Genomic DNA, 25561 nt, shown 5'->3' on the forward strand with positions numbered 1-25561 from the left:
CACCATGCGCTTGAACGGAAAAACCGCCCTCGTGACCGGGGCCGCCTCGGGTTTTGGCAAGGGCATCGCCGAGACCTTTGCCCGCGAGGGTGCCAGAGTCGCGATCCTTGACCTTAACCTTGAGGGCGCGCGCGCCGTGGCCGATGAGATCGGCAAGGACGCGATTGCGATCCGCTGTGACGTCTCGGATGGCGCCGATGTGGCCGCCGCCGTGGCCGAGGCGCATACTGCTTTTGACCGCCTTGATATTGTGGTCAACAACGCCGGCTGGTCAAACGCCAATCGCCCGCTGATGGAGACCGACGAGGCCACCTTTCGCAAGCTTTACGACGTCAACGTCACCTCGATCTTTCACATGACCAAGACCTGCGTGCCGCTCTGGCGCGCGCAGGGCGGCGGCGTGATGATCAACATCGGCTCGACCGCAGGCATTCGCCCGCGCCCCGGCCTGACCTGGTACAATTCGACCAAAGGCGCAGTCAACCTGATGTCACGAAGCCTTGCCGCAGAGCTTGCCCCCGACGGCATCCGCGTCAATTGCATCGCCCCGGTGATCGGCGCCACCGCCCTTCTGGAACAGTTCATGGGCATGCCAGACACGCCGGAAAACCGCGCGGCCTTTATTGCCGGCATTCCTCTGGGGCGCATGTCAACGCCGCGCGACATTGCCAATGCGGCGCTTTACCTCGCCTCGGACGAGGCCGATTTCATCACCGGCGTCGTGCTTGAGGTCGATGGCGGGCGCACGATCTAGGCCATTCAAACCCTGACCGAAACGAGGCCCGCATGACCCCTGATCTCTCTGGTATTTTCGTAGTCTCCGTCGAACAGGCGGTCGCCGCGCCTTACGTGTCGGGCCGTCTGGCCGAGGCCGGGGCGCGGGTGATCAAGGTCGAACGCCCCGAGGGCGATTTCGCCCGTGGCTATGATCATCTTGTTCACGGCGAAAGCGCCTATTTCGTCTGGCTCAACCGGGGCAAGGAATCGATCTGTCTTGACCTGCGCCAGGACGCGGATCGCGCGGTGATGGAGGCGATGCTGGCGCGCGCCGATGTGTTTATCCAGAACCTCGCGCCCGGCGCAGTTGACCGGCTTGGCTTTGCCCCCGCCGATTTGCGCGCCCGCTATCCGCAGCTTATCACGGTGTCGATCTCGGGCTATGGCGAAGAGGGGCCATTGCGCGACCTCAAGGCCTATGACCTTCTGGTGCAGGCCGAAAGCGGGCTGTCGTCGATCACCGGCAACACCCATGGCTCTGCGCGCACCGGGGTCTCGGTCTGTGATATCGCGGCGGGCATGACCGCCTTTCAATCGGTGCTTCTGGCGCTGATCGGACGCGGCCAAACCGGCGAGGGCCGTCATATCGCGGTCTCGCTTTTTCATGCGCTCAGCGACTGGATGAACGTGCCCTATCTGCAATATGCCTATGGCGGCAAGACCCCGCCGCGCAGCGGGCTCAACCATCCCACGATCGCGCCCTATGGCACCTATATGGGCAGTGACGGCAAAGAGGTTCTGGTCTCGATCCAGAACGAACGCGAATGGGCGATCTTCTGCGCCGATATTCTGGATCAACCCGATCTGGCAACCGATCCGCGCTTTGACAGCAATTCCAACCGCGTCGCCAATCGCGACGCCCTTGACGGCATCATCGCGCCGGTGTTTGCCGCCAGTACGCGCGACGAAATGGCCGAGCGTTTGCGCGACGCACGCATCGCCTATGGCCGCGTCAGCACGATGGAGGATCTCGCAGACCACCCCCAGAACCGCTATGTCGAGGTCGATACCCCAAGCGGCCCGGTGCGCATGCTCGCCCCCGGCGCTCTGGTCGATGCCACCCTGCCCGATCTGGGCGCAGTGCCGGGGCTTGGCGCACAGACCGAGGCCCTGTTTGCCGAGTTTGGCCCCAAGGATGAGTAAGCCCGCCGACACCCGCGCGCGTATCATCGCCATCCTGCAAGAGATCGGCGCACGCGATGTGCTTGATATCGGCTGCGGCTCTGGTGCCTTGGCCAAAAGCCTTGCGCGCGACGGGTTTCAGATGACCGGCATTGATCCAAACGCGGCGGCCATCTCCGAGGCTGTCGCGCGTGTGCCGGGCGCGACATTCCTGACCGCCGGGGCAGAGAACCTGCCCTTTGCCCCGGCCACCTTCGATGCTGTGATTTTCCTAAATTCTCTGCACCACGTGCCCGTGCCCGCCATGCAAACCGCCCTGCAAGAGGCGCTGCGCGTGCTGCGTCCGGATGGCGAGGTGATCGTGGTCGAGCCACTGGCGATGGGGTCGTTCTTTGAGGTGATGCGCCCGGTCGAGGATGAGACCGACACTCGAGAGGCCGCCCAAAGCGCGATTGACCGGCTTTTGGCACAAGCGCATGCGACCGGCCCCGCCCCGGTGATCTATGAGCGCGCCACGCCGATGGCCGATCTCGAGGCCTTCATCGATTACCTTGCCGCGGTTGATCCCGCCCGCCGCGCCCTGGCCGAGACTCTGCGCCCCGAACTTGCCCGCCGTTTCGCCGCCAACGTTGTCACCGGACCGGACGGTCAGGCGCTGGTCCAACCCCTCAAGATCTGGCGGCTGCGGGCCAGGCGCACATAAATCACCCCGGATTTTCCGCTTTGGGGTGGATTGCTGTGCATAATTGTGTATTTTTTCCCGGTGAGGGGAGAAAGTACAGTTGTTCAGCCTGACCGACATCCTGGGCGAGGCGTTTGGCCTGATCCTGACATGGGATCGGAACCTGAGCGAGATCGTGATGCTTTCGCTGCGCGTCACCCTCTCGGCGGTGGTGATTTCCTGCCTGATCGGCCTGCCGCTTGGCGCGGTTGTCGGGGCGTTCCGCTTTCCCGGGCGCGGCCTTGTCACCGTTTTGCTCAACACCCTGATGGGGCTGCCGCCGGTGGTGGTGGGGCTGGTGGTCTACCTGATGCTTTCTGCCTCGGGGCCGCTTGGCGTGCTGCAACTCCTCTATACTCCGGGCGCAATGATCATCGCACAGACGATCCTTGTGACACCCATCGTCGCGGCGCTCACCAAACAGGTGGTCGAGGATCTCCACGGCGAATATGCCGAACAATTCGCCTCGCTTGGTGTCGGCGCGTTTGACCGCATCACAGCGCTGCTCTGGGATGCGCGTTATAGCCTTCTGACCGTCGCCCTCGCCGGGTTCGGCCGCGCCGTGGCCGAGGTTGGCGCGGTGCTGATCGTGGGCGGCAATATCAACCATGTGACCCGCGTGATGACCACCACCATCGCGCTTGAAACCTCAAAGGGGAACCTTGAACTTGCCCTCGCGCTTGGCCTGTTGCTCCTGTCGATTGCGGTGATCGTGAACGCGGCGGTGATGGCGCTTCGGGCCTCTGCGGTGCGGGCGGCCTATGCGTGACATGACCCTAGATATGCCCACACCCGACTGCGCCATAGCGCCCGCCTTGCTTGCCTGCGAGGGGCTGTCGTTCGAGGCGGGCGGCAAGCGCCTGATTGATAACTTCACGCTTGCCATTCACCCCGGTCGGCGCACCCTGATCATGGGCCCCAATGGCGCCGGCAAAAGCGTTTTGCTGCGCCTGATGCACGGGCTGATCACGCCAACAGGCGGGCATGTCCTCTGGCAGGGGCGCCCGCTTGATCGCGCCGCGCGCCATGCCCAGGCAATGGTGTTTCAACGCCCTGTCATGCTGCGCCGGTCGGTTCTGGCCAACCTCAAATTCGCCCTGACGGTGCGTGGCATAACCGGCGCCGCGCGCGCGCGTCAAGCAACTGAGGCGCTTGATCTTGCACGCCTCGGCGACATGGCGCGCCGCCCCGCGCGGGTTCTGTCGGGGGGTGAACAGCAACGCCTTGCCCTGGCGCGCGCGCTTGTGTGTCAGCCCCGGCTTTTGTTCCTGGATGAGCCGACCTCAAGCCTTGATCCGGCCTCGACCCGCGCGATTGAGGATCTGATCAACGCCGCCCACGCGCGCGGCGTCAGCATTGTGATGGTCACCCATGACCTCGGACAGGCGCGGCGCATGGGCGACGATGTGCTCTTTCTTCAGAACGGCACGCTGGCCGAGGCCGGCCCCCTGCAAGACGTTCTGGCCGCCCCCAAAACGGCGGCCACAAGGGCCTGGCTGGAAGGCCGCCTTTACACCGCCCTCTAATCCCGAACCCCAACAGATCACGGAGTTTTTCAATGATCAGACGTCACTTTCTTTCCCTTGCCGCCTCTATCCTTCTGGCGCTTGGCCTGACCGGCACGGCACAGGCCGAGGATGGTTTTATCGTGGTTCAATCGACCACCTCGACCCAGAATTCCGGCCTGTTTGACCACATCCTGCCGATCTTCACCGACAAGACCGGGATCGAGGTGCGCGTGGTTGCCGTCGGCACCGGGCAGGCGATCAAGAATGCCGCCAATGGCGATGGCGATGTCCTGTTCGTCCATGCCAAACCCGCCGAGGAAAAGTTCGTCGCCCAAGGTCACGGGCTTGCCCGCTCTGACGTGATGTACAACGACTTTGTCATCGTCGGCCCGCCCGCCGATCCGGCTGGTGTTGCGGGCATGTCCGATGTGGTGGCCGCCCTGGGCAAGATCGCCGAGGCCGAGGCGCCCTTTGCCTCGCGCGGCGATGACAGCGGCACCAACAAGGCCGAACTTCGCCTGTGGGGCGCCGCCGGTATCGACGTGCGCGCTGCCTCCGGGGATTGGTATCGCGAAACCGGCTCTGGCATGGGGGCGACGCTCAATACCGGCACCGCCATGGGGGCCTATATCATGACCGACCGCGCCACCTGGATCGCCTTTGGCAACAAGGGAGATTACAAGGTCGCGGTCGAGGGCGACGCGAAGATGTTCAACCAATATGGCATCATCCTCGTGAACCCCGAGATGCACAAGAACGTCAAGGCCGAGCTTGGCCAGACCTTCATCGACTGGGTTCTGTCGGACGAAGGCCAAAGCGCCATCGCGGGCTATAAGGTTGATGGCCAACAGCTGTTCTTTCCGAACGCGGGTTAAGCCGGAAAGCGCCTATTTCGAGATCCAGCGCACCTGCCCGAGATCACCGATATCATAGCCGCCAAGCGCCCCGGCCTTGGCGGCAAATGCGCCGGAGCGGGCAAAGCGCAACAGGCTCTGCACCGGCTCGGTGAAATAGGATCGCCGGTCGATCAGCAGATCGAACCGTTCGTCGACCAACGGCACAAACGGCAGGTGAAACTGCTGCGCCATCGCCTTGATCCCAAGCGTCGCCTCGGCCTCGCCCGCGGCAACCGCGGCGGCGGCATCGCTTTCGGTATGGGCAAGGGCGGCCTGCGCCAGGATGTCGGTCTCACCCAAGCCCGCCTCTGCCAGCAGCCGCTGAAACAGTGCCGCCGCTCCGGCACCGGGCTGGCGCAGGATCACCCGCTTGCCGCGTAGATCGCCGATGCCGCGCACCTCCTTCGCCGTCGCCTCCGACAGGATAAGCCCGCGCGCGCGCTCCGCCCATCCGATCAACACGCAATTTCCCAGACCAGCGGCCTCAACCGCCGCGATGTTCCAGCCCTCGGCGTCCGGGATATGCAGGCCCGCAACCGCCGCCTGCCCCTGCGCAAAACAGACCAGCCCGTCGCGGCTTCCGTTCAATAACGTCGCCAGTCCCGCGCCGCATTCCCGCAACGCCCAATCCAGAAGCGGGTCATGCGAGCCGGTCACAACCGCAGGGCGCAGGGCGCCCGACGCCGCGCCCGACCCTTCGATCCATGCCGTCAACTCCGCCGTCGGAAACAACAGCTTGCCGGTGATCTTGCGATGCGGAATCTCTTCGGCGGCGACCAGATCATACACCTTGCGCTCTTTCACACGCAAAAGATCGGCCACCTCCTTGGTCGTCAAATACGCGGGTTGTTGGCTGTCCATAGTGCGAAAAATGCCTTTTGAAATCTCTGTGGTCCGGGCAACCTAACGCATCACCACCGGGAAATCAGCAGGAAACGGAACCGCATTACGCCCATAACGCCGTCAAAATAATCCTTGTCTTTCGGCCCTTGCCTGTGGTCATATTCATAAATTCGAATAGATAGGGGGAAAGCGGATGACACCGACCAGACGACAGGTTCTTTGCGGCCTTGGCGCCACCGCGCTTTTTGGCGCACCACGCATGACACTGGCCGCTGACCAGATCACCCTTGGACAGGCCAAAATCACCACGGTCAGCGATGGTCATCTGGTGCTGCCCAAGGATTTCCTGCTTGGCGACCTGCCTGCGGTCGAGACCGCGCCCATCCTTGAAAAATACGGAATCACCGGCGATGTGATGCACCCGCCCTGCAACGTCACCCTGCTTCAGGATGGCGACCGCACCATCCTGTTCGACGCCGGATCGGGCAGCGGCTTCATGCCAAGTGCCGGCGATCTGGTGGATACGCTCGCGGCCCTTGATGTGGCGCCGGATGACGTGACCCATGTGGTCTTTACCCATGGCCACCCCGATCACCTCTGGGGCGTTCTCGATGATTTCGACGATCTGGTGTTTGCGAATGCAAGCTATATGATCGGCCAGCGGGAATGGGACTATTGGACCGACCCCGACACCGTCAATACCATCGGCGAGGAACGCGCAAGCTTTGCCGTCGGCGCCGCCCGCCGCCTTGCCGCGCTCAAAGATCAGGTCAGCTTTTTCAGCGACGGCCAAGAGGTGCTTTCCGGTGTGATGGCGCATGCCACTTTCGGGCATACGCCGGGGCATATGTCGTTCGAAATCCGTCAGGGAAGCGACTCGGTGATGGTCGTCGGCGATGCCATCGGCAACGGTCACCTCGCCTTTGAGCGCCCCGATTGGGCCAGCGGATCGGATCAGGACGCCGAGACCGGCATCAAGACCCGCCAGCGTCTTCTGGACCAATTGGCACAGGATAAAATGGCGATGATCGGCTTTCACTTGCCCGACGGCGGGCTTGGCCGGGTCGAACGAAACGGCGACAGCTATCGCTTTGTGAGCGAGGTTTGAGACGATGAAACACCTTCTTGTTGCCCTCGCCCTTACCGCCACCCCTGCTCTCGCCAGCGAGAATATCGCCGATAAATACCCCGGTTCCCTTCTCTATGACGAACCGGTCGAGGTGATCCCCGGCGTCTGGTCCGCGATTGGCGCCACCGCGCCGCCCTCTTACGAAAATTCGGGCCATAACAATAACCTTAGCTTTATCGTCACCGGCGACGGCGTTGTCGTGATCAACGGAAGCGCCGCCTATGCCCTGGCAAAGGCGTTGCACGACGAGATCAAGCGCATCACCGATCAACCGGTCAAGCTTGTCTTCAATGAAAACGGTCAGGGCCATGCCACGCTTGGCAATTCCTATTGGGCCGAACAGGGCGTGCCGATTGTCGCCCATGTCGATACCGCCCATGAGGTCGAGAAAAACGGCGGCCCCAATCTTCAGGCGATGAAGGGCTATAACCGCGACAAGGCCGAAGGCACCACCGTGCAGGGGCCGAGCGAAACCTTCACAGACGACTATATCGTCGAGATGGGCGATTTTCATATCGAGGCGCGCCACCTTGGCCCCGCCCATAGCCCCGGCGATATCGTGGTCTGGCTGCCGGAGCAAAGCCTGGTGATCTCGGGCGATATGGCGTTTCACGAGCGCATGTTGCCGATCTTTGCCGATACCATCACCGCCGATTGGCTGGAAACATGGGATACCGAGTTCGAAGCGCTCAACGCCACCTATGTGATCCCCGGCCACGGCCACCCCACCAACATGGCGCAGGTGCGTCGCTATACCAAAGGCTATCTCGAATACCTGCGCGCGCGGATCGGTGAACACATCGACAATGGTGGCGATTTGTCAGAGGCCTATTACGTCGATCAATCGCCCTATGCCCATCTCGATACGTTCGAGGAACTGGCCACCAAGAACGCCGGCCGGGTGTTTGAACAGATGGAGTGGGAATAGCCGCAATCTGTCCCGGTCTCGGCCGGACAGGAACCTTGTCCTAGTCCGGTCAACCTGGCGTCATGTGGAAACATTTGTTGCCTAATTCACCTGACGCGTGCAACCTTGCTATGCGGGGGGATTTGCAATGTCGGGTGAAATTGCCAAACAAAGAAAAGAACTTAACGCCGCAGAGATCGGCGCGATTGCACATCTCTATCGCGGCGAAGTCTACAGATCGACCCTTTGGCGCACCCGGCTCGACACCACCACGAACTGGGCCGTGGTCACCCTCGGGATAGCACTATCCATCGCCTTTTCGTCGCCTGCCGCATCGCCCTTGCCTTTGATCCTCGTGGGGGTGCTGATCTTTTTCTTCCTGATGCTTGAGGCGCGCCGTTACCGGTATTTCAACGTGTGGCGGGCGCGTTGCAGGTGGATGGAGGTGCATTTCTTTGCGCCGATGCTGCATGATGGCGATTTGCACATGGAAGACGGCTGGCAACAGGTTCTGGCCGAAGATTATTGGAAACCGACCTATCATGTCTCGATGGCGGTGGCGCTTGGGCGGCGTATCCGGCGAAACTATTTCTGGATACTGCTGATTCAAAGCCTCGCGTATATCGGCAAACTGCTGGTCCACCCCGAACCTTTGACCGAGGCGTCACAATTGATCGACCGCGCCGCTGTCGGCCCCATGGGCGGGCAATATGTTCTTGGGTTCGGCGTCGTCTATTGCATGACCTGGGGTGCAATTTCCATGTTGAGTTGGGCCGACGACAGACGTCGGGCAAGGACACGCCTTGTTCGCTCAGGCATGGGGTAAACCACGCTCTCAGGTTGTCGCAACCCGTGCCGCGCCACCCCCCATGACAAGATGCGTGGCCATTGCGCCGATCCACATGCAGAACACCGCGACCCATGCGGTGAGCGCGAAAACCGCACCGCCCGACATGCCGGCGCCAACCGCGCAGCCACCCGCAAGCATGCTGCCGAATCCCATCAGGGCGGCGCCGACAAGATAGCGCTCCATCGGGGTGTCGGGGCCAAAGCGCTCGATCTTCCATTCACGCGTCGCGATGGCCATGCCGCCCGCACCGACAAACACCCCCGGCACAAGCCCGACCCCAAACCCAAGCGGCAGGCTGGTGCTATTGACCAGGCCCATCAGGGTATCCGCCGAGGGGCCGGTAAAGGTCACCGACGAAATCGCGACCACCTCAAACGAGGACTGCGCGATCAAATAGGTGGCAAGCCAGCCAAAGGCGACAGCAAGCCCGACAAAAACCCCGGCAATCGCATGGCTGGGGCGCACGCCGCGCGCATGGGCAAGCCAGAGCCCCGCCAGCAAGACCAGCGCCGCAATCGCCGCCGCCAGCCCGGACCCCATACCAAGATGCGACAGGATATTGCGCGCCTCGCCACCGGGAACAAGCCAGAGCGCGCCAAGCGCTTCGCGAACCGGGACCAGAACCCCGCGCAAGGCCGATTGCGCCACCAGCGTGAGAACGAGGCCGGTGACAATTGCCCGCAGGTTGCCCGTCGCCGAGAGCACCAGCAACCGGCTGGCACAACCGCGCGCAAGAATCATGCCGGCCCCGAACATCAGCCCGCCGATGATCGCGCCCGACATGCTTCCGGTGGCGGCAAGCTGGCGGGCCTCGGTGACATCAAGCACACCAAACGCGATCATGCCCTGCACCGCCATCACCCCGGCGGAAAACGCGATCAGCCAGATTGACAGACGCGGACCAAAGCCCCCCGTCGCCACCTCGATAGAGGCGGCGCGCAGACAGAACCGCGAATGTTGCGCCGCGGCGCCAAAGATCAGCCCGACAAGCGCCCCCGCCATCATCAGGACCGCGCCATCGCCAAACCTGTCGATCAAGCCTTCGAGCATCGGTTGCCCCTTTTGCCATCCATCTGATGGCATAGGCGGATTCGGGCAGATCGGCCTTGATTTGCGTCAAGCGACCCGCCCGAACCCTGCGTAAAACAGACCCTATTCCAGAGCGCTTTGCACAATACCATCCAAAAGCGCCTCTACCTTCTGCATCTCGCCTTCCGGATAGGTCCGGTGGCCGATCACCACCTCGCCGCCCTGGTCCGCCACAAAGATGCTATAGGGGCAATGGGCGATGTTCATCGGGTCCGCCTCCATAACCTCGCGCGACACCTGCGCCGAGCAGAACAGAAAGATATCGGCGGCCTCGAAGATCTTGACATCGCTGCCCACATCGGCGCCGGTCCGGTTGAGCATCTCGCCGACATGGCTTGTGAAATCAATCACAAGCCCCTCGCCGACAATGGCATTTTCTACTGCAAAGGTGGCATCCTCGAAACTTCCGCCAAAAGGTTGGGTCACGACCTCTTGCGCCATGGCCGGAACCGCCATCACTCCGAGTATCGCGGCAAATACTGTCTGTTTCATGGTCTCTCTCCTTGGATGAAAATCGGCGCCCTCCGGCGCCTAGCCGAACATGTCGGCGGTGATGCCCGCGTACCAGCCGATCGATTCCTCATAGGTCGCCTTGCGCGTCGCGGCATCTTCGCCGGTTTGCGAAATAAAGCCGTCGACCTTGGCGATCTTCTCAGACGTGGCCTCGTATGTGGCGCCCACCTTGACGCCATCATCGGTATCAATCAGCGACCAGCAGGTATTGGTAAACTTGGCCGGGAATACGCGTGATCCGGTCAATGCCCCACGCACCGCCATGGCACAGACCTTGGCCTGACTGTTGGCGGCAAAGCCCGATTTCGGCATGTCGCCCTGTGCCGCCGCATCGCCAAGCACATGCACATCCGGGTCGACCTTGCTCGACAGATCGGCGGCATTGACCGGCACCCAGTTGCCATCGGTCACACCGGCGATATCGGCGATCCGCCCGGCCTTTTGCGCCGGGATCACATTGCAGACGTCAACCTTTTCGACCATGCCGTCGATATCAATCGTCATCTCCTCGGGATTGACCGACACGTTGGTGCCGCCAAAATCCGGGCCAATCCGCTCGATCATGCCGGTATAGTGACTTTGCCAGCCGTCCTCGAATAGCCCCTGCTTGGAAAACTTGTCCTTCGGGTCAATCACAAGGATCTTGGCCGTCGGGTTGATCTGCTTGAGAACATGCGCCACCATCGACACCCTCTCATAAGGGCCCGGCGGACAGCGATAGGGGTTGGGCGGCGCCACAAGCGCGAATGTCCCGCCTTCGGGCATCGCCATGACCTGCGCCTTCAAAAGCTCGCTTTGCGACCCGGCCTTATAGGCATGCGGCATGGCGTTCTGCGCGGCCACACTCCACCCCGGCACGGCATCCTCGACAAAATCAATGCCGGGGCTCAGGATAAGCTTGTCATAGCCAAGCTGCGCACCGCCCGCGAGGGTCACACTCTTGCCCGCGCGATCCACGTCAATCGCCCAGTCATGCACCACGTTTATCCCGTATTCGGCCGCCAGCGTGCCATAGGTATGCGCGATATCCTCAAGCTCGGTGAAACCGGCGATATAGAGGTTGGAAAAGAAGCAGGTGAAATAGCTGCGCGACGGCTCGATCAGGGTGACGTCAATCGCGCCCTTGCTGTCCTTGGCGATATAACGCGCGACCGTGGCCCCCCCGGCGCCTCCGCCAATCACCACCACGCGCGGTTTGCCATGACCATCGGCCAAAACCGCAGGGGCCGACAAAGCCGCAGCTGCGGCCACCCCCGCCCCCATGAACATGCGTCGGTTCAATGTCATCTTTCTCTCCTCCCTTGAAAGCCCTGCGATTTATTCGAGGGCCCCGAAATAGGCCGCAAGCGCGGCAATCTCTTCGTTTGACAGCCGCCCGGCCATCATCTGCATCAACGGGTGCGTGCGCAGTTTCGCCTTATAGGCGTGCATCGCAACCACGAAATCATCTTCCGGCCATTGCGTGATCGACGGAATGCCGCTGGCACTGCCGTCCGCCTGATGACAACTCACGCATTCGCTGCTTAGATATTCGCCGTATTCCGGATCGCCTTGAAGCGCCAGAATTTCGGGCGCGACGGAATGATCTGTGCCGCGCGCGGTTGGCGCGGCCTCGGGGATATTCGAAGGATTGTCGGAAAACCGGCGCAGATAGGCCAGAAGATCGGCGCGCTCTTGCGGGTCCTTGACGCCGCCAAAGCTCATCCGGGTTTTTGACACCAAAGCGCGCGGATTTGCGATATAGGCGTCAAGCCGGGTCAAGTCCCAGACCAGCCCGTCAACGCCCGCCCGCCGCATCGAGGCGGAATAGGCAAAACCCTCATGCGCCCCCGCACCCCGCCCGAAAATCCCGTTAAGATGCGGACCGATCGCATCGCGCGCGCCCTGCCCGATCTGATGACAGCCGCTGCATTGCTCAAACACCTCGGCCCCGGCCTCGGCATCGTCAATACTCTCCGAGCGCGCTGTCCCTGCCGCGAAAATCACGGCAAGGACAAGGCCCAGAGAGCGCCGGGGGATCATCTGGATCTAGTCACTGAAGCTGGCCAGATAGGCGGCAATCGCGGCCTGATCTTCCTCGGATTTAAGACCGGCAAAGCTCATCTTCGTGCCCTTCATATAGTCGCGCGGCTTGGCCAGAAACGCCGCAAGCGTCTCGGGTGTCCAGACCAGCCCCTCGGCCGCCTTCTCCTTGAGCGCCGATGAGTACCTGAAATCCTCGACCGATCCGGCCGCCCGCTCCATAACCCCGTTAAGCTGTGGCCCGACCCGATTCTTGGCACCCTCACCCACCTGATGGCAAGCCTTGCATTTCTTGAACACCTTCTCACCGGCGGCAACAAGCGCCGGATCAACGGCGGGCGCTTCCGGCTCCGCTTCGGGTTCTGGCGTGGCTTCGGCCACCGCAACCGTCTCGGCCTCGACCGGCGCGGCCTCGGCTTTTTCCTCGTCCGGGGTCACGTCAAGCACGCGGGCGCGCATGGTGATCTTGACCTCATCCTTGCAGTTTTCCATGCAAGGCTCGCCTGTCCATTTCGGATATTCGGTCTCGGCCCGGTCATCGACGATAAACCCATCGGCATTGGGCATCTCGACCTCGGTGAAATTCTCGTGGCTCAGGGTAAAATCATCCTCCACCAGATTGTTGGAATAAAGGATATAGGCAGTGATGGCGTAAACCTCGTCAGCGCTCAGGGTTTGCGCATCCCCAAACGGCATCGAGCGGTTGACGTAATCCCAGACCGTCGAAAGATAGGGCCAATACGACCCCACCGTCTTGAGCGGGTCTTCGTGGTCAAGCGTACCCCAGCCCCCGGCAAGCTTGGGCCAGTTGCCGACACCTTCGGCGAAATCACCGTGACAGACGGCACATTTCTCGGCAAACACCTCATCCCCTGTCCAGACATCGCCAGAGCCTTCGGGCAACCCGCGCCCATCGGGCATGACCTTGACATCCCAGGCCGCGATTTCCTCGGGCAGCGCCGGGCGGCCAAGGCCATAGTCCCCGGCAAAAACGGCGGTGGCACTCACGGCAAAACCGGCAAGAAGGGTGAATTTAAGAAACTTCGACATTCTCTGCCTCCCCGTTGGGCTTGACCCACCATGTCTGAATGCAATTGTTGTGATAGATCGAGTTGAGCCCGCGCACCTCGCGCAGCTGTGTCTTGGTCGGCTGCACATAGCCGGTCTCGTCCATGGCGCGGCTTTGCAAGAGCATCTCTTTGCCGTCCCATGTGGTATCAAGATAGAACCGCGTCAGCGCCATTTTCTCGCCGGGCTTGGCAAGGCGGGCGGTTTCCCAGGTTTTGCCGCCATCCTTTGAAACGTCCACCCGCGTGATGGCTCCCCGACCTGACCAGGCCAGGCCGGAGATCACCAAAGGCCCTTGTCCGTGAGTGATGGGCGCTTGCGGGCTGGGCGATGTCACGACAGATTTCGCATCCATCTCCCATGTCCATTTGCGGCTGGTGCCGTCTTCCAGTGTATCGGTGTATTTGCTGGTCTCTTCGCGGCTTTGCACGGCGGCATCGGTAACCTCGATCCGCCGCAGCCATTTGACCCACATGTTGCCTTCCCAACCGGGCACGACAAGGCGCACAGGATATCCATGCTCCTTGCGCAGCGCCTCGCCATTGGCCTTGAACGCGACAAGCACGTCATCAAGCGCCTTTTCCATCGGGATAGAGCGACCGTTCGACGAGGCATCGGCGCCCTCGACATAAACCCATTTGCCCTCGGGCTTGACGCCCGCCTCGGCCAAGATCGTGCGCAGCGACACGCCAGTATATTCCATGTTGTGGATCATGCCGTGGGTGAATTGCGCGCCGTTCAACTGTGCGCCGGCCCATTCCATCCCGGTATTGGCCGCGCATTCGCAGAAATAGACGTGGTTCTCGCGCGGGAATCGCTCAAGATCGGCATATGTAAAGACCAGCGGCGTCTCGACAAGCCCGTTGATCATCAGCCGATAATCTTCCTTGGCAAGCTCGATCGCGCCGGAATGGTGACGCTCGAACGCACAGCCCTGCGGCGTGATCGTGCCCTCAAGCGCGTGGATCGGCGTAAAGTTGATCGAGCTGATCGTATCCGCCGTCAGCCAGTCGACATTGCGCCGCACCACGTCGTCTTCAAACCTGATCGGCAAGCCATAGGGCGTCACATCAACCCCGTCGCCAAAGCCCCGCGCCCAGGGCTGGGTCTCGGTGATCAACGGATCGGGCGTGGCCGCCTTGGCCGCACCGGCACCAAGCGCACCGGCACCGGCGGCGGCCGCCCCGCGCAGGAATGCGCGCCGTGATGTGGATTTGCCTTTGAAGGTCTCGGACATATCAAATGCCTCCTTTCAGCATGGACTTCACGCGCCAATCACTTTGACGCTGTTATTGGGATCAACGCGCACAGTGCCCTGTTTGCGGATATGATTTTCGACGACATCCCAGATCTGCGGGCCCTCGGTGCCCTCGTTGACCGAGGCCCAGCCCGCCACCTGATAGGTCTTGGAGGGATCAAGCGCCTCGCCGGTCTTCAACAGGGTCATATCGGTGATCCGGCTGCCCTGCGGCTTGGCAAGATCAATCCGATAGCCAAGCCCGCCAAGCCGCACCATATCTCCGCCCTGCTGGTAATAGGGGTCGGGATTGAACAGGTTGTCGGCCACGTCCTCAAGAATGACATGGATGAAATCACCTGTCATTTCCGTGCGATAGGCGCGGCCATAGGTCATCGAGGTGACATTCCAGATATCCTCGCGGGTGATATCCTGCCCCGGAAGGATCGACGGCCCCCACCGCACGCCGGGCGACATGGCGATATCGGCCTCGCGCTCACTGATCAGCGCATCACAGATAAGATCATCCCAGGTCCCGTTGAAATTGCCGCGCCGGTAGAGCAGGCTCTCGCTCTGGCCAATCACCTCGCTCAGTTCCTCCATATAGGGCGCGCGCTGTGCATCAATCACCTCGGTGACGGCCTTGTCCGGCTCGATCACATCGCTGAAAATCGGGATCAGCTTGTGACGAAAACCCATCATCCGCCCGTCGCGCACATCGAGATCGACGCGGCTGACGAATTTGCCGTTCGAGCCGCTGGCGATGATGATCGTCTCGCCCACAAGCACCGGTTCAGGCAGCGCATCATGCGTGTGCCCCGACAGGATCACGTCGATGCCGGTGACGATCCCGGCCATCTTCTTGTCCACGTCAAAGCCGTTATGGCTCAGCACCACGACCAATTCAGCGCCCTTGGCGCGCACCTCATCGACCATCGCCTGCATGTTCTCGTCGCGAATACCAAAGCTGTATTCCGGGAACATCCAGCCGGGATTGGCAATCGGCATATAGGGAAAGGCCTGACCGATCACCGCAACCTTGACGCCACCATGCTCGAAAAACTTGTAGGGCGGGAAGAGATCGACCGGCTCGTCCCATTCCGCGTCAAAGATGTTCTGGCCAAGCGCGGCAAACGGCAAGCCCTCGACAATCTCCTGAACACGCTCTGACCCGAGGGTGAATTCCCAATGGAAGGTCATCGCATCCGGCTTCAACGCGTTCATCACATTGACCATGTCCTGACCTTCGGTCTGGTAACAGGTGTAAGAGCCGTGCCATGTATCACCCCCATCCAACAGGATCGCATCGGGGCGGTCGGCGCGAATGGCGTTGATCACGGTCGACACCCGGTCAAGCCCGCCAACCCGGCCATAGGCCTGCGCAAGCGCGCTGAAATCGCCCGAACTCAGCGCGTAATGCGAGGGGCTGCCATCCTCGATGCCATACATCCTGCGAAACTCGGCGCCGGTGACATGCGGCACTTCGCCCTTGTTGGCGCCGACCCCGATATTGGTCGACGGCTCGCGGAAATAGATCGGCTTTAGCTGCGCGTGAATGTCGGTGATATGGATCAGCGACACATTGCCAAAGGTGTCAAACTGCAAAAGCTGATCCTGGGTAAGCGCCTGTTGCGCCGCAACCCTGGACCAGTTGCCAAAGGAGGACGCACCAAGAATGGCCGAAGCCGCCATGCTCGTCTGAAGAAAATCACGCCGCGAGATCATATCGGACCCTTCCACATCCCGCATAGGTTACATGCGGTTTTTTGAATGTTTCTCACCAAAGAAAACCCCGCCCGACAAAACGCCAGGCGGGGTCTTTTCGATTAGTTTCTGATCGACGGCCCTTCGACCGAAAGACCGTTGCCGCGCGAGGCAACATAAAGCTCAAGCGCGATGAACTCGGGGCTACCCGGCTTGAAAGTCTCGGCGCGGGTATCGCGCACGCAACCCTTGAAGCGCGCATGAACCGCGTTCAGCTTGGTGTTCTTGAGACGATAGGTCGGAAAGCCGTTGATCTGGCCCTGGCTCAGGTGATCCGCGCGGATCATCTTGCCATAACTGTCCTCGTGACAGTTGGCGCAGGACAGCTCAAGCTGACCGGTGCGGGTGTAATAGAGCTCCTTGCCCTGTTCCCAGGTCGACTGCACCGGACCATCAATCGCCACATTGACCGGCATGCCACGCGACACCGAGGCCAGAAGCGCGGTCATGTTGACCATGTCACCGCCGGTGTATTTCCACTTTTCGGCGCCCATCTGGTTTTCACGACAATCGTTGATCTGCATTTCCAGAGTGCGCACTTCGCCTGCGGCCTCGTTCCACTTGGGATAGACCGCGCGCACGCCTTTCATGCTTTCATCGGCGGCGCCGTGACAGCTTGCGCAAGATTTTCCCTCGCTACCCTCTGCCGTATCCCAGGCATCCTGCGCCTGTTCGACAAAGATCATGCCGGGATTGTCGAAATCATCCGCCTGCATCGCGCGGGTCTCTGTGCCGCGGAAATGCCAGCCGGAATAGATCTCGTCCAGCGCATCCGACAGATGCGCGGGCGCATCTGTATGGGTAACCATCTCGATCTCTTCATTGACGATCAGCGTGTCGTCGACCGGCCCGGCAAATGCCGACCCCGCCGCCATCACCCCGGCGCTCATCAGAGCCGTCCAAACAGTTGTTCTTTTCATCCTCATCCCTCCCTGACGATTGGCCTTATTTCAACGCGATTTTCTTGGCCGCTTCGTAGACAGAGCCATCGTCGTCATACCAGGTGAACTTGAATTCACCGGCCTCGGGCACGGTGGCCTCGAATTCGAAATAAGGGTTGGTGGAAATCGCGGGCTCCATCTTCACATCGACCACGCTCTGACCGTTAAAGTCACAGGTAAAGCGGTTGATGATCGAGCGCGGGATAATATTGCCGTCCGCGTCCTTGCGCTGACCGGATTCCATCGCGTGGTTGATCAGGGTCTTGATCGTCACTGCATCGCCAGCAGCGGCGGATTTCGGAACCTTGACGCGGGGTTTGACGTCTTGTGCCATTGTCGTGTCTCCTTGAGATATGCCTTAGCCGCCGCAGCCGCCGATTGTGACCTTGACGTTGCTCGATGCCTGAACGAACGATCCGTCCGCCATCTTGGCAATCGCCACCACGTCCTGTGTGCCCGCAAGGCGAATACGTGTCGACGCCGCCTGTGACGCGGCAAGCGCGCCAAAGGTAAAGGTCGCGACGCCCGGTGTCGGGTTGCCGGTGGCCAGCACCATGATCTCGCTTGCGCCGGGGGCGGAGACTTCGATCGGAACAGTGTTGCCGTTTTCCGCGATCTCGGGCGCGGTCAGGGTGATGCCACCCTCGCCAATATCCGCGCCGCCGGTAAAGGCCGAGATCTGGTCCTCGGCTGCTGCCGTGGCCCGCAGGGGAAGCCCAAAGGCCACGAACGCCCCTGCCCCCATAACCATAACTTTGCGTCTGGTCAGTGTCATTATGTCAAACTCCTGATCTTGTGCCACCCAGGGGGCACGGTCATTCCTTAAGGGTCACCAGATAGGCAACCACGTCTTCAATCTGCTGCGCCGACAAAAGCGGGCCAAAGGTGTCGTCGGGGGCCTCGCCGGTATAGGCGTTACCCGGACGATAGAATCCTTCGGTCTTGTAGAACGACGGCATCATCGACTCGGGGAACATCATCTTGGCGTTGGCAACGATGCCGCGCAGTTCCTCTTCGCTCCAGCGCTCTCCGGCCCCGTCGAGCGGAGGGCCGATCTCGCCCTGAAACGGGACATCTGCCAGATCGCTGACCTGATGACAGGCGACGCAATTGCCCAGGGACTTATTGCCAACCACCTGGCGGCCGTTGGCCGCATCGCCGGACGTGCCGGACAGGGATTGGGCAACACTGCCATCCTCGAACTTGACATCCGAAGGGGCCACCTCGGCGGCGGATACCGCAAAGCCTGTACAGACCAGCGCCATCGTCATAATTGATCGTTTCATGCGTCCTCCCTAAACACATTCACATTTCCGTATATCATAGGACACAATCGCGCGATCAAACAACAATAAATTCTAATTTTTGAATTTATTGCTGAATTTTTTCCCGCTCAATCCCCAAGATCGACCGTGCGTTCCCTGATCCGGCGGGCGTGGTAACGTTGAAAATCTTCCTCGGAATCAAGCGCGTAACGCTCCTCGTTTACCCAGGTTAACAGATCAAGCGTGGTGCCCGCCTCAAATGCGCCCGGCATCACCGCCACGGCCGCCTGCGCGGCGGTTTTACCCTCTGGCACCTCTTGCGGCATGAACAGAATCGATGGGGTAAACATCATCCCCCACTTTCGCATGGCATCGCGCTGCGACAGCTCCTCGCCGTCAAAGTCAATCAACTCGGCTGCACCGTAAAGATCGAGCTGCACCACAAAAAAGTTCTCGCGGATATAGCTGTCGATCACCGGCAGCGGAAAGACATCCCTGTGCATCCGCTCGCAATAGATACAGCCGCGTTGCTCGATCAGGATCATCAGGCGCTTGCCCTCGGCATTGGCCTCGTCCAGATCCTCGCGCAGATCTTTGAACGTCTCGCGCATCCAGTCGGTCTTGTGCAACCCGTCATCGCCAAGCTCGGCCGCCATCACCGGCACCGCCAGGCAAAGCGCCATGATCATCGTCAGAAACCGTTTCATAAATCCCTCCTTACCCTAGATATTCTGAAACGCCGGAAAGGCCTCCAGCATCCATTGCGCAATGTAATTGACACTATCGGTGGCAATCAGCCCTGCAAAAACCAGCATGAGAACCCCCATCGCCTTTTCGACCTTGGGCAAATGCCGCCGAAACCTTGATGCAAACCGCAAGAACGGCCCGATGAACAGCGAGGCCACCATGAACGGCGTCGTCATCGCAAAGCCGAACACAAGCAACAGGCCCAACCCCTTGAGCGCGGTCGCCTCGGAACTCGCGGTAAACACCACCGCCGTCAGCACCCCGCCAACGCAAGGCGTCCAGCCTGCGGCAAAGGCAAAGCCCACCACATAGGCGCCAAGCACCGACATGTTGCGCGTGTCGCCGGCATCCATCTGAAACACCCGGTTCAGAAACCCGATCCGCAACACCCCGAGAAAATGCAGCCCCATGATCAACACGACCAGAGCGGCAAACAGCCGAAACTCGGTCTGATAACCGCGAAACGCCTGGCTAAGTCCAAAGGCCGCCGCGCCCAGCAGGACGAAAACAGTGATGATTCCCGCCGAAAACATCACCGAGGCCGCAAATGCACGGCGCCGCACACCGGGCGCCAACCTGCCCTCGGCGCTGATCTCGGACATCGAGGCCCCCGCCATATAGCTCAGGTAAAACGGCACAATCGGCAAAACGCAGGGCGAGAAAAAGACGATCAGACCGCCCAGAAACGCGCTTAGGATAGAGACGTCGAACATCAGGGGGCCTCAGACTGCTTGATTGAAAAACACATTCAAACTATCATATGTTTTAGATGCCCCGTCAATCGGAACCCACATGCACAGCCTGCTTGCCCGACTTGCCCCGACTTTCCTCGTGCTGGTCTTCGCCCTGCCCGGCGCGGCGCGGGCGGTTGATCTTGTGATGGTCGAGCGCGCGGGCTGTCACTGGTGCGAACGCTGGAACGCCGAAATCGCGCATATCTATCCCAAAACCCGCGAGGGCAAACTTGCCCCGCTGCGCCGGGCCGATATTCACGACCTGCCCGAGGATGTCACCTTCAAAAGCCCGCCAGTCTTTACCCCCACCTTCGTGCTGGTCAAGGACGGGGTCGAACTTGGCCGGATCGAGGGCTACGCCAGCGAAGATTTCTTCTGGTTTCACGTCGAACAGCTTTTGGCGGCCCACCCGGACGCCTTCGGCGAACCGGCCAAACCATGAGCACGCCATGCTGACCCCCATCAACCGGCCCGGGCGTGACCTTGACCCGCAATCGCTTGATGCCATGCTGGCCAGCGCGCATAATGCTGCCGATTTTCTCAAGGCGATCAGCCATGAAGGCCGCCTGATGATCCTCTGCCATCTCTCGACCGGCGAGAAATCCGTGACCGAGCTGGAAGAGCTTTTGTCGGCCCGCCAGGCCGCCGTGTCGCAACAGCTTTCGCGCCTGCGTGTCGAGGGCCTTGTGACGCCGCGCCGCGAGGGCAAGGCGATTTATTACAGCCTGACAGATCGCCGTGCGGTAAAAATGCTCGAAATGGTGTATGATCTGTTTTGCAACCAACCCTGACCCTGCCCCGCACCCCCGGAGACCTGCATGCTAAATGGCATTCCTGAACCCCTGCTGATTGCCCTGATCGGATTTGGCGGCGGCGCCTTGCTTGGGCTGGCGGCGCGGCTTGGCCGGTTCTGCACCCTCGGCGCGATCGAGGATTACCTCTATCAGCAAAGCGACACCCGCCTGCGGATGTGGGTGCTGGCCATCGGCGTCGCCGGTCTGCTGACCTTTGGCCTTGCCGGGGTCGGCGCCGTAAACCTCTCGGCGAATGTCTATTACCTTACCCCCTGGTCGCCGCTCATTACTGTGCTCGGCGGGTTGCTGTTCGGCTATGGCATGTCGCTGGCGGGCAATTGCGGCTTTGGCGCGCTGGCGCGGTTTGGCGGCGGCGACCTGCGGTCGTTCGTGATTGTCATCGTCATGGGCATCGCCGCCTATGTGATGATGTCCGGCCCGCTCGCCCGTCTGCGCCAGATGGTGACAGAGGCCACAACCCCCGCGCTGGACACCACAAACTATGCCGCGCTCCTGTCCCAGATGACCGGCCTGCCGCTGGTCTGGGCCGGTGGCGCGCTCTCGCTGCTGATCACGCTGCTGGCGCTTGGATCGTCAAGCTTTCTGCGCGACCGAGAGGCGCTGTTCTGGGGTACTATCGTCGGGGTCGCGGTTACCTCGGGCTGGGTCGGCACCACTTGGGTTGCGACCCACGGCTTTACCCCCCAGCCGGTGCAATCGCACACCTTCTCGGCCCCGCTTGGCGAAACCATCCTGTTTTTGATGACCGCAAGCGGTGGCGGCCTGAGCTTTGGGGTCGGCTCGGTCTTTGGCGTCCTCGCCGGCGCGTTCTGTGGCAGCCTGATCAAGGGCCATTTCCGCTGGGAGGCCTGCGAAGACCCGCGCGAACTGCGCCGCCAGATCCTTGGCGCGGTCTGCATGGGCTTTGGCGCGGTGCTTGCCTTTGGCTGTACCATCGGTCAGGGCGTCTCGGCCTTCTCGGTGCTGGCACTCAGCGCGCCAATCACCTTTATCGCGATCTTCATCGGCGCGGCCATCGGCCTGCGCCAATTGATTACCGGTTTTGCTTGATCCGCTCAGAGCTTGCGGCGCGCGGGCTCATGCCGCGCTTTCTTCTCGGCGCGCGTCAAGGCCCGCCTGCACCGCCCGCGCCACCCAGATCCCCGCAAGCAAGGCAGCCACAAAGGCAAATACCCCGACCTGCCCGGTGCCAAGCGCCGGCAGGGCCGCGCCGGGGCAAAACCCCGCAATGCCCCAGCCAAGCCCGAACACCGCCGAACCGCCAATCAGGCGCGCATCAAGCCTGGTGTTGGTCGGTAGCTGAAACCCACCGCCAATCATCGGCGCGGGCCTGCGCCAGACAAGGCGATAGCCGATGAAGGTCGTCACAAGCGCCCCGCCCATCACAAAGGCAAGGCTCGGGTCCCAGGTTCCGGCAATGTCAAAAAAGTTCAGCACCTTGGCGGGGTTGATCATCCCCGAAATGGCGATGCCAAGGCCAAAGACCAACCCGACGATATATCCAGACAGCAACCGCATCGCTTACACCCCCAGCACATGACGTATGACAAAAACGGTGGCAAGACAGACCACCATGAAGGTCGCCGTCGCCGCGAACGACCGCTTTGACAGGCGTGCCATCCCGCAAACCCCATGCCCCGAGGTACAGCCCGACCCGAAGGTTACGCCAATCCCGACAATGAACCCGCCGACAAGAACCATCGGCAGGGACACCGGCACCTCAACCACCGGCATCTGCCCGGTCAGCCCGACAATCAACAATGGCCCGCTGATCATCCCCGCGACCATCGCCGCGCGCCATCCCTTGTCGCCCGGCGTGCCGCCGGTGATCAGACCCGACAGGATACCCGTCGCGCCCATGATCCGGCCCTGCGCCAGCATCAGCAAAACCGCCGACAGCCCGATAAGAGCCCCGCCCAGCAGTGACTGAAGCGGCGTGAACGCTGTTTCAATACCCGTCATAACCTCTATCCTCTCGCCTCACCCGATCCTCCGATCAGGACAATATCGCATTTCTTGAATATATACACGGCTCAGACAAATTCACACTGCAAACGCCCCGACGTCACGGAAATCTTACCGCAGGCGCCTAGCCGCCGCGCGGTGACAGGAACGACGGAGAAATCGCATTCGCCGTATCCTGAAGCTTGGGCAGAATCTCTGCCGCGATCCGATCGCGATCCCAGGTATGCCCCGACACCGAACATTGCACCGCCGCACAGGCCCGCCCGTCAGGCCCGAGAATCGGTGTGGCGACGGCCATCTCGTTCAGGATCATCTGACCCTTTGAAATCGCATAGCCATCATGCACCGCCGCTTCGACACTGGCGCGAATCGTGTCCCGGTCCAGGGTCGTGCTTGGGGTAAAGGGCTTGATCGGCCAGTGATCCACCGCCGCGCGCCACTCGTCTTCGGGAAGGGTCGCAAGCATCGCCCGCCCCGCCGAGGTGGACAACGCCGGCAATCGCCGCCCGATCACCGTCGCGGCAAAATAGGTCCGCTTGCAGGGCAGACGGCTGACATAAATGATGTGGTCGCCGGACAATTCGGCAAGATTCACGGTCTCGCCCAACTCCTGGCTGAGGTTGATCAGCTTGGGCATCGCCTGCCCGACAAGCGGATCGGACCAGTAATAGGCATAGGCCATCTCAAGCCAGGCATGCGACGGGCGAAATCGCCGTGTGCCGGGGTCCTTGTCAAGCATCCCCTCGATATGAAGCGTGTTGGCAAGGCGCTGCGTGGCGCTTTTATCAAGGCCGGTGCGCGCGGCAAGCTCTGACAGGGACATCTCGCGGTGGCTTTCATCAAATGCCCGCAAAAGCCGCAAGCCCTTGGCAAGTGATCCGACATAAAGCGTATTCTGCTTTGTTTTCATGCTACTCTCACAAAATTGTCGTTTCGCCCCCTGGCGGGGGTTGACGCATGCGCCCGACCTGCACTTAATGGATCATATGGCAACATTAGGTATCATTATATAATATCTAACGCAATGGCCAAAACAACGGCGCGGGGCCATAATCGCGCGAGACCACCACTGACCATCTAGGGAGAAACCGATGAAAAAATCCTGGTTCAAAACCACCATCGCCAGCGTCGCGCTTATCGCGGCAAGCGGCGCTGCATGGGCCGAAAAGGCCAACGACACACTGCGCGTCGGCTTTACCAAAGAGCTTGAGAACGTCGACAGCTATTTCAATTCCTCGCGCGAAGGCGTCGTTCTGCAACGCGCGATCTGGGATGGCCTGATCTACCGCGATCCGATCACCAACGAGTATTCCGGCAATCTGGCCACTTCCTGGGAATGGATCGACGATCTGACGCTCGAATTCAAACTGCGCGAAGGCGTGACCTTTCACAACGGCGAGGCATTCAACGCCGATGACGTGGTCTATACCGTCAATTTCGTCGCCAAGGAAGAAAACGGCGTCAAAACACAGCGCAACGTGAACTGGATGAAATCCGCCGAGAAGATCGACGACTACACCGTTCGCATCCACCTGAAAGAGGCCTTTCCCGCCGCGATCGAATTCCTGTCGGGCCCGGTCTCGATGTACCCCAACGAATATTACGCCGAAGTCGGCCCAAGCGGCATGGGCCTCAAGCCCGTCGGCACCGGCCCCTACAAGGCGGTTTCGGTCGTTCCCGGCCAGCATTTCGTTCTGCAAAAGAATGCCGACTATCACGATAGCCCCAAGGGCAAGGCCAGCATCGAAAATGTCGATATCCGCACCATCCCGGATGTGAACACCCAGATGGCCGAACTGTTCAGCGGCTCTCTCGATCTGATCTGGCAGGTGCCCGCCGATCAGGCCGAAAAACTGGCGCAGATGGATCAGTTCACGGTCAGCAACGAATCGACCATGCGCGTCGGCTATCTTTCGATGGATGCCGCCGGACGCTCGGGAGACACACCCTTTACCAATGTCCTTGTGCGCCGCGCCGTGAACCACGCCATCAACCGCGAAGAGCTTGTCGCGGCCCTGCTCAAGGGCAAATCCAAGGTGGTCTGGACACCCTGCTTCCCAAGCCAGTTCGGCTGTGTTCAGGACTCGGCGACCGAGTATGAATACAACCCCGAAAAGGCCAAGGCGCTTTTGGCCGAAGCCGGTTATCCCGATGGCTTCACCACAGAATTCTACGCCTATCGCGACCGCGAGTATGCCGAAGCGATCCTGAGCTATCTCAACGCCGTGGGCATCAAGGCAGATTTCAAATTCCTGCAATATTCGGCCCTGCGCGAGCTTAACATGACCGGCGACGTGCCGCTCGCCTTCCTCACCTGGGGGAGCTTCTCGATCAACGATGCCTCGGCCATGGTCAGCCAGTTCTTCAAGCACGGCTCGCTTGACGATGCCCGCGACGATCAGGTGCTGGCCGATCTCACCATCGCCGATAGCGCGACCGACGACGCCACCCGGATCGAGCATTACGGCAAGGCCATCGCCCGGATCACCGATCAGGCCTATTGGGCGCCGATGTTCTCGTACAACACCAACTATGTGTCCACGAACGAGGTAAGCTATACGCCCACCGCCGACGAGGTGCTGCGCTTTACCACAATGACCTGGAACTAAACCTTCCGGCCTGTTGCGGGGGGCATTTGCTGTCCCCCG

30 protein-coding genes are annotated in these 25561 nt (G+C 61.0%); 13 read left to right on the plus strand and 17 right to left on the minus strand.

Translation table 11 applies throughout. The features are described 5' to 3' along the window. The first annotated feature begins 4 nt into the window (after nt 1-4). The 6 genes from BMZ91_RS07090 to BMZ91_RS07115 all read left to right on the plus strand — a co-directional run bounded on the left by BMZ91_RS07090 (nt 5) and on the right by BMZ91_RS07115 (nt 5003). Nucleotides 5-754, plus strand: coding sequence for an SDR family oxidoreductase (locus BMZ91_RS07090; protein ID WP_092836183.1), 750 nt, complete (start codon nt 5-7; stop codon nt 752-754). A 32-nt stretch (nt 755-786) separates the two neighbouring features. Next, nucleotides 787-1920 carry a CaiB/BaiF CoA transferase family protein gene (locus BMZ91_RS07095; protein WP_092836184.1) on the plus strand — a complete coding sequence of 378 codons (1134 nt, stop codon included), beginning with the start codon at nt 787-789 and terminating at the stop codon, nt 1918-1920. Further along, a complete protein-coding gene (locus BMZ91_RS07100) occupies nt 1913-2602 on the plus strand; it encodes a class I SAM-dependent methyltransferase (protein ID WP_092836187.1) in 690 nt (229 codons plus the stop codon). The genes BMZ91_RS07095 and BMZ91_RS07100 overlap by 8 nt, the downstream gene beginning before the upstream one ends. A 79-nt stretch (nt 2603-2681) precedes the next feature. After that, nucleotides 2682-3389, plus strand: coding sequence for an ABC transporter permease (locus BMZ91_RS07105; protein ID WP_092836189.1), 708 nt, complete (start codon nt 2682-2684; stop codon nt 3387-3389). A 13-nt stretch (nt 3390-3402) separates the two neighbouring features. Continuing rightward, a complete protein-coding gene (locus BMZ91_RS07110; protein WP_092836356.1) occupies nt 3403-4146 on the plus strand; it encodes an ABC transporter ATP-binding protein in 744 nt (247 codons plus the stop codon). A 32-nt stretch (nt 4147-4178) separates the two neighbouring features. Further along, nucleotides 4179-5003, plus strand: coding sequence for an ABC transporter substrate-binding protein (locus tag BMZ91_RS07115; RefSeq protein WP_092836191.1), 825 nt, complete (start codon nt 4179-4181; stop codon nt 5001-5003). A gap of 12 nt (nt 5004-5015) precedes the next feature. Here the strand turns inward: BMZ91_RS07115 and BMZ91_RS07120 are convergent, their stop codons facing one another. Next, the gene (locus BMZ91_RS07120) at nt 5016-5885 is read right to left on the minus strand and encodes a helix-turn-helix transcriptional regulator (protein ID WP_092836193.1); all 870 of its coding nucleotides are present in this window, start codon (nt 5883-5885) and stop codon (nt 5016-5018) included. A 175-nt stretch (nt 5886-6060) separates the two neighbouring features. Here BMZ91_RS07120 and BMZ91_RS07125 point away from each other — a divergent pair, with 175 nt between their 5' ends. From BMZ91_RS07125 to BMZ91_RS07135, 3 genes are all read left to right on the plus strand, one after another. After that, on the plus strand, nt 6061-6975 hold the full coding sequence (locus tag BMZ91_RS07125) for an MBL fold metallo-hydrolase (RefSeq protein ID WP_092836195.1): 915 nt from the start codon (nt 6061-6063) through the stop codon (nt 6973-6975). A 4-nt stretch (nt 6976-6979) separates the two neighbouring features. Continuing rightward, on the plus strand, nt 6980-7924 hold the full coding sequence (locus BMZ91_RS07130) for an MBL fold metallo-hydrolase (RefSeq protein ID WP_092836204.1): 945 nt from the start codon (nt 6980-6982) through the stop codon (nt 7922-7924). A gap of 127 nt (nt 7925-8051) precedes the next feature. Then, nucleotides 8052-8729, plus strand: coding sequence for a DUF2270 domain-containing protein (locus BMZ91_RS07135; RefSeq protein WP_092836205.1), 678 nt, complete (start codon nt 8052-8054; stop codon nt 8727-8729). Between the two features lie 9 nt (nt 8730-8738). Here BMZ91_RS07135 and BMZ91_RS07140 read toward each other — a convergent pair whose 3' ends face one another. The 13 genes from BMZ91_RS07140 to BMZ91_RS07200 all read right to left on the minus strand — a co-directional run bounded on the left by BMZ91_RS07140 (nt 8739) and on the right by BMZ91_RS07200 (nt 20112). Further along, on the minus strand, nt 8739-9803 hold the full coding sequence (locus tag BMZ91_RS07140) for a YeeE/YedE family protein (protein ID WP_092836358.1): 1065 nt from the start codon (nt 9801-9803) through the stop codon (nt 8739-8741). A gap of 102 nt (nt 9804-9905) precedes the next feature. Further along, nucleotides 9906-10334 (minus strand): DUF302 domain-containing protein, encoded by a 429-nt coding sequence (locus BMZ91_RS07145; protein WP_092836206.1) that lies wholly within the window; start codon nt 10332-10334, stop codon nt 9906-9908. 39 nt (nt 10335-10373) lie between these two features. Beyond that, a complete protein-coding gene (locus tag BMZ91_RS07150) occupies nt 10374-11642 on the minus strand; it encodes an NAD(P)/FAD-dependent oxidoreductase (protein ID WP_092836209.1) in 1269 nt (422 codons plus the stop codon). Between the two features lie 30 nt (nt 11643-11672). Next, nucleotides 11673-12377: a c-type cytochrome gene (locus tag BMZ91_RS07155; RefSeq protein ID WP_092836211.1), complete on the minus strand. Its 705-nt coding sequence runs from the start codon at nt 12375-12377 to the stop codon at nt 11673-11675. A gap of 6 nt (nt 12378-12383) precedes the next feature. Further along, on the minus strand, nt 12384-13427 hold the full coding sequence (locus BMZ91_RS07160; RefSeq protein ID WP_092836214.1) for a c-type cytochrome: 1044 nt from the start codon (nt 13425-13427) through the stop codon (nt 12384-12386). Next, nucleotides 13411-14682 (minus strand): sulfite dehydrogenase, encoded by a 1272-nt coding sequence (soxC, locus tag BMZ91_RS07165; RefSeq protein WP_092836217.1) that lies wholly within the window; start codon nt 14680-14682, stop codon nt 13411-13413. The genes BMZ91_RS07160 and soxC overlap by 17 nt, the downstream gene beginning before the upstream one ends. A 27-nt stretch (nt 14683-14709) precedes the next feature. Beyond that, entirely contained in the window at nt 14710-16407 is a 1698-nt protein-coding gene (gene soxB, locus BMZ91_RS07170) for a thiosulfohydrolase SoxB (RefSeq protein ID WP_092836360.1), read from the minus strand. A 101-nt stretch (nt 16408-16508) separates the two neighbouring features. After that, a complete protein-coding gene (soxA, locus tag BMZ91_RS07175) occupies nt 16509-17366 on the minus strand; it encodes a sulfur oxidation c-type cytochrome SoxA (RefSeq protein ID WP_092836220.1) in 858 nt (285 codons plus the stop codon). 25 nt (nt 17367-17391) lie between these two features. After that, nucleotides 17392-17721 carry a thiosulfate oxidation carrier complex protein SoxZ gene (soxZ, locus tag BMZ91_RS07180; RefSeq protein ID WP_092836226.1) on the minus strand — a complete coding sequence of 110 codons (330 nt, stop codon included), beginning with the start codon at nt 17719-17721 and terminating at the stop codon, nt 17392-17394. A gap of 24 nt (nt 17722-17745) precedes the next feature. Then, on the minus strand, nt 17746-18162 hold the full coding sequence (soxY, locus tag BMZ91_RS07185) for a thiosulfate oxidation carrier protein SoxY (RefSeq protein WP_092836229.1): 417 nt from the start codon (nt 18160-18162) through the stop codon (nt 17746-17748). A gap of 40 nt (nt 18163-18202) precedes the next feature. After that, nucleotides 18203-18673 carry a sulfur oxidation c-type cytochrome SoxX gene (gene soxX, locus BMZ91_RS07190; RefSeq protein WP_092836233.1) on the minus strand — a complete coding sequence of 157 codons (471 nt, stop codon included), beginning with the start codon at nt 18671-18673 and terminating at the stop codon, nt 18203-18205. Between the two features lie 107 nt (nt 18674-18780). Beyond that, nucleotides 18781-19359, minus strand: coding sequence for a thioredoxin family protein (locus tag BMZ91_RS07195; protein WP_092836236.1), 579 nt, complete (start codon nt 19357-19359; stop codon nt 18781-18783). 15 nt (nt 19360-19374) lie between these two features. Further along, on the minus strand, nt 19375-20112 hold the full coding sequence (locus BMZ91_RS07200) for a cytochrome c biogenesis CcdA family protein (protein ID WP_092836238.1): 738 nt from the start codon (nt 20110-20112) through the stop codon (nt 19375-19377). Nucleotides 20113-20191: 79 nt separating this feature from the next. On the opposite strand from BMZ91_RS07200, the gene BMZ91_RS07205 reads away from it, so the two are divergent. Genes BMZ91_RS07205 through BMZ91_RS07215 form a run of 3 tightly spaced genes read left to right on the plus strand, consistent with a single transcriptional unit; the run spans nt 20192 to nt 21998 of the window. Beyond that, nucleotides 20192-20575 carry a YbbN family protein gene (locus tag BMZ91_RS07205; protein WP_092836239.1) on the plus strand — a complete coding sequence of 128 codons (384 nt, stop codon included), beginning with the start codon at nt 20192-20194 and terminating at the stop codon, nt 20573-20575. Nucleotides 20576-20582: 7 nt separating this feature from the next. Then, complete coding sequence (locus BMZ91_RS07210; protein ID WP_092836240.1) at nt 20583-20924, plus strand: ArsR/SmtB family transcription factor; 342 nt, start codon at nt 20583-20585, stop codon at nt 20922-20924. Nucleotides 20925-20951: 27 nt separating this feature from the next. Then, nucleotides 20952-21998, plus strand: a complete 1047-nt coding sequence (locus tag BMZ91_RS07215; RefSeq protein WP_092836241.1) for a YeeE/YedE family protein — start codon at nt 20952-20954, stop codon at nt 21996-21998. Between the two features lie 27 nt (nt 21999-22025). On the opposite strand, the gene BMZ91_RS07220 is transcribed toward BMZ91_RS07215, so the two are convergent. The 3 genes from BMZ91_RS07220 to BMZ91_RS07230 form a co-directional block, all read right to left on the minus strand. Next, entirely contained in the window at nt 22026-22466 is a 441-nt protein-coding gene (locus tag BMZ91_RS07220; RefSeq protein ID WP_092836242.1) for a DUF6691 family protein, read from the minus strand. Between the two features lie 3 nt (nt 22467-22469). Further along, nucleotides 22470-22910 (minus strand): YeeE/YedE family protein, encoded by a 441-nt coding sequence (locus tag BMZ91_RS07225; protein ID WP_092836245.1) that lies wholly within the window; start codon nt 22908-22910, stop codon nt 22470-22472. A 127-nt stretch (nt 22911-23037) separates the two neighbouring features. Next, nucleotides 23038-23823 (minus strand): IclR family transcriptional regulator, encoded by a 786-nt coding sequence (locus tag BMZ91_RS07230; protein WP_092836248.1) that lies wholly within the window; start codon nt 23821-23823, stop codon nt 23038-23040. Between the two features lie 181 nt (nt 23824-24004). On the opposite strand from BMZ91_RS07230, the gene BMZ91_RS07235 reads away from it, so the two are divergent. Then, nucleotides 24005-25522: an ABC transporter substrate-binding protein gene (locus BMZ91_RS07235; RefSeq protein ID WP_092836250.1), complete on the plus strand. Its 1518-nt coding sequence runs from the start codon at nt 24005-24007 to the stop codon at nt 25520-25522. Nucleotides 25523-25561 lie beyond the last annotated feature (39 nt).

The organism is Roseovarius lutimaris, from assembly GCF_900115165.1.
Taxonomy (GTDB): Bacteria; Pseudomonadota; Alphaproteobacteria; order Rhodobacterales; family Rhodobacteraceae; genus Roseovarius; species Roseovarius lutimaris.

Coding starts and splice junctions, on each gene's coding strand:
- BMZ91_RS07090 (WP_092836183.1), top strand. CDS start 5: ATGCGCTTGAACGGAAAAACCGCCCTCGTGACCGGGGCCGCCTCGGGT.
- BMZ91_RS07120 (WP_092836193.1), bottom strand. CDS start 5,885: ATGGACAGCCAACAACCCGCGTATTTGACGACCAAGGAGGTGGCCGAT.
- soxA (WP_092836220.1), bottom strand. CDS start 17,366: ATGAAAAGAACAACTGTTTGGACGGCTCTGATGAGCGCCGGGGTGATG.
- BMZ91_RS07220 (WP_092836242.1), bottom strand. CDS start 22,466: ATGCGGTTGCTGTCTGGATATATCGTCGGGTTGGTCTTTGGCCTTGGC.
- BMZ91_RS07115 (WP_092836191.1), top strand. CDS start 4,179: ATGATCAGACGTCACTTTCTTTCCCTTGCCGCCTCTATCCTTCTGGCG.
- soxX (WP_092836233.1), bottom strand. CDS start 18,673: ATGAAACGATCAATTATGACGATGGCGCTGGTCTGTACAGGCTTTGCG.
- BMZ91_RS07210 (WP_092836240.1), top strand. CDS start 20,583: ATGCTGACCCCCATCAACCGGCCCGGGCGTGACCTTGACCCGCAATCG.
- BMZ91_RS07110 (WP_092836356.1), top strand. CDS start 3,403: ATGCCCACACCCGACTGCGCCATAGCGCCCGCCTTGCTTGCCTGCGAG.
- BMZ91_RS07225 (WP_092836245.1), bottom strand. CDS start 22,910: ATGACGGGTATTGAAACAGCGTTCACGCCGCTTCAGTCACTGCTGGGC.
- BMZ91_RS07135 (WP_092836205.1), top strand. CDS start 8,052: ATGTCGGGTGAAATTGCCAAACAAAGAAAAGAACTTAACGCCGCAGAG.
- BMZ91_RS07200 (WP_092836238.1), bottom strand. CDS start 20,112: ATGTTCGACGTCTCTATCCTAAGCGCGTTTCTGGGCGGTCTGATCGTC.
- soxZ (WP_092836226.1), bottom strand. CDS start 17,721: ATGGCACAAGACGTCAAACCCCGCGTCAAGGTTCCGAAATCCGCCGCT.
- BMZ91_RS07155 (WP_092836211.1), bottom strand. CDS start 12,377: ATGATCCCCCGGCGCTCTCTGGGCCTTGTCCTTGCCGTGATTTTCGCG.
- soxY (WP_092836229.1), bottom strand. CDS start 18,162: ATGACACTGACCAGACGCAAAGTTATGGTTATGGGGGCAGGGGCGTTC.
- BMZ91_RS07145 (WP_092836206.1), bottom strand. CDS start 10,334: ATGAAACAGACAGTATTTGCCGCGATACTCGGAGTGATGGCGGTTCCG.
- BMZ91_RS07095 (WP_092836184.1), top strand. CDS start 787: ATGACCCCTGATCTCTCTGGTATTTTCGTAGTCTCCGTCGAACAGGCG.
- soxB (WP_092836360.1), bottom strand. CDS start 16,407: ATGATCTCGCGGCGTGATTTTCTTCAGACGAGCATGGCGGCTTCGGCC.
- BMZ91_RS07235 (WP_092836250.1), top strand. CDS start 24,005: ATGAAAAAATCCTGGTTCAAAACCACCATCGCCAGCGTCGCGCTTATC.
- BMZ91_RS07230 (WP_092836248.1), bottom strand. CDS start 23,823: ATGAAAACAAAGCAGAATACGCTTTATGTCGGATCACTTGCCAAGGGC.
- BMZ91_RS07195 (WP_092836236.1), bottom strand. CDS start 19,359: ATGAAACGGTTTCTGACGATGATCATGGCGCTTTGCCTGGCGGTGCCG.
- BMZ91_RS07100 (WP_092836187.1), top strand. CDS start 1,913: ATGAGTAAGCCCGCCGACACCCGCGCGCGTATCATCGCCATCCTGCAA.
- BMZ91_RS07215 (WP_092836241.1), top strand. CDS start 20,952: ATGCTAAATGGCATTCCTGAACCCCTGCTGATTGCCCTGATCGGATTT.
- BMZ91_RS07140 (WP_092836358.1), bottom strand. CDS start 9,803: ATGCTCGAAGGCTTGATCGACAGGTTTGGCGATGGCGCGGTCCTGATG.
- BMZ91_RS07125 (WP_092836195.1), top strand. CDS start 6,061: ATGACACCGACCAGACGACAGGTTCTTTGCGGCCTTGGCGCCACCGCG.
- BMZ91_RS07160 (WP_092836214.1), bottom strand. CDS start 13,427: ATGTCGAAGTTTCTTAAATTCACCCTTCTTGCCGGTTTTGCCGTGAGT.
- soxC (WP_092836217.1), bottom strand. CDS start 14,682: ATGTCCGAGACCTTCAAAGGCAAATCCACATCACGGCGCGCATTCCTG.
- BMZ91_RS07130 (WP_092836204.1), top strand. CDS start 6,980: ATGAAACACCTTCTTGTTGCCCTCGCCCTTACCGCCACCCCTGCTCTC.
- BMZ91_RS07150 (WP_092836209.1), bottom strand. CDS start 11,642: ATGACATTGAACCGACGCATGTTCATGGGGGCGGGGGTGGCCGCAGCT.
- BMZ91_RS07205 (WP_092836239.1), top strand. CDS start 20,192: ATGCACAGCCTGCTTGCCCGACTTGCCCCGACTTTCCTCGTGCTGGTC.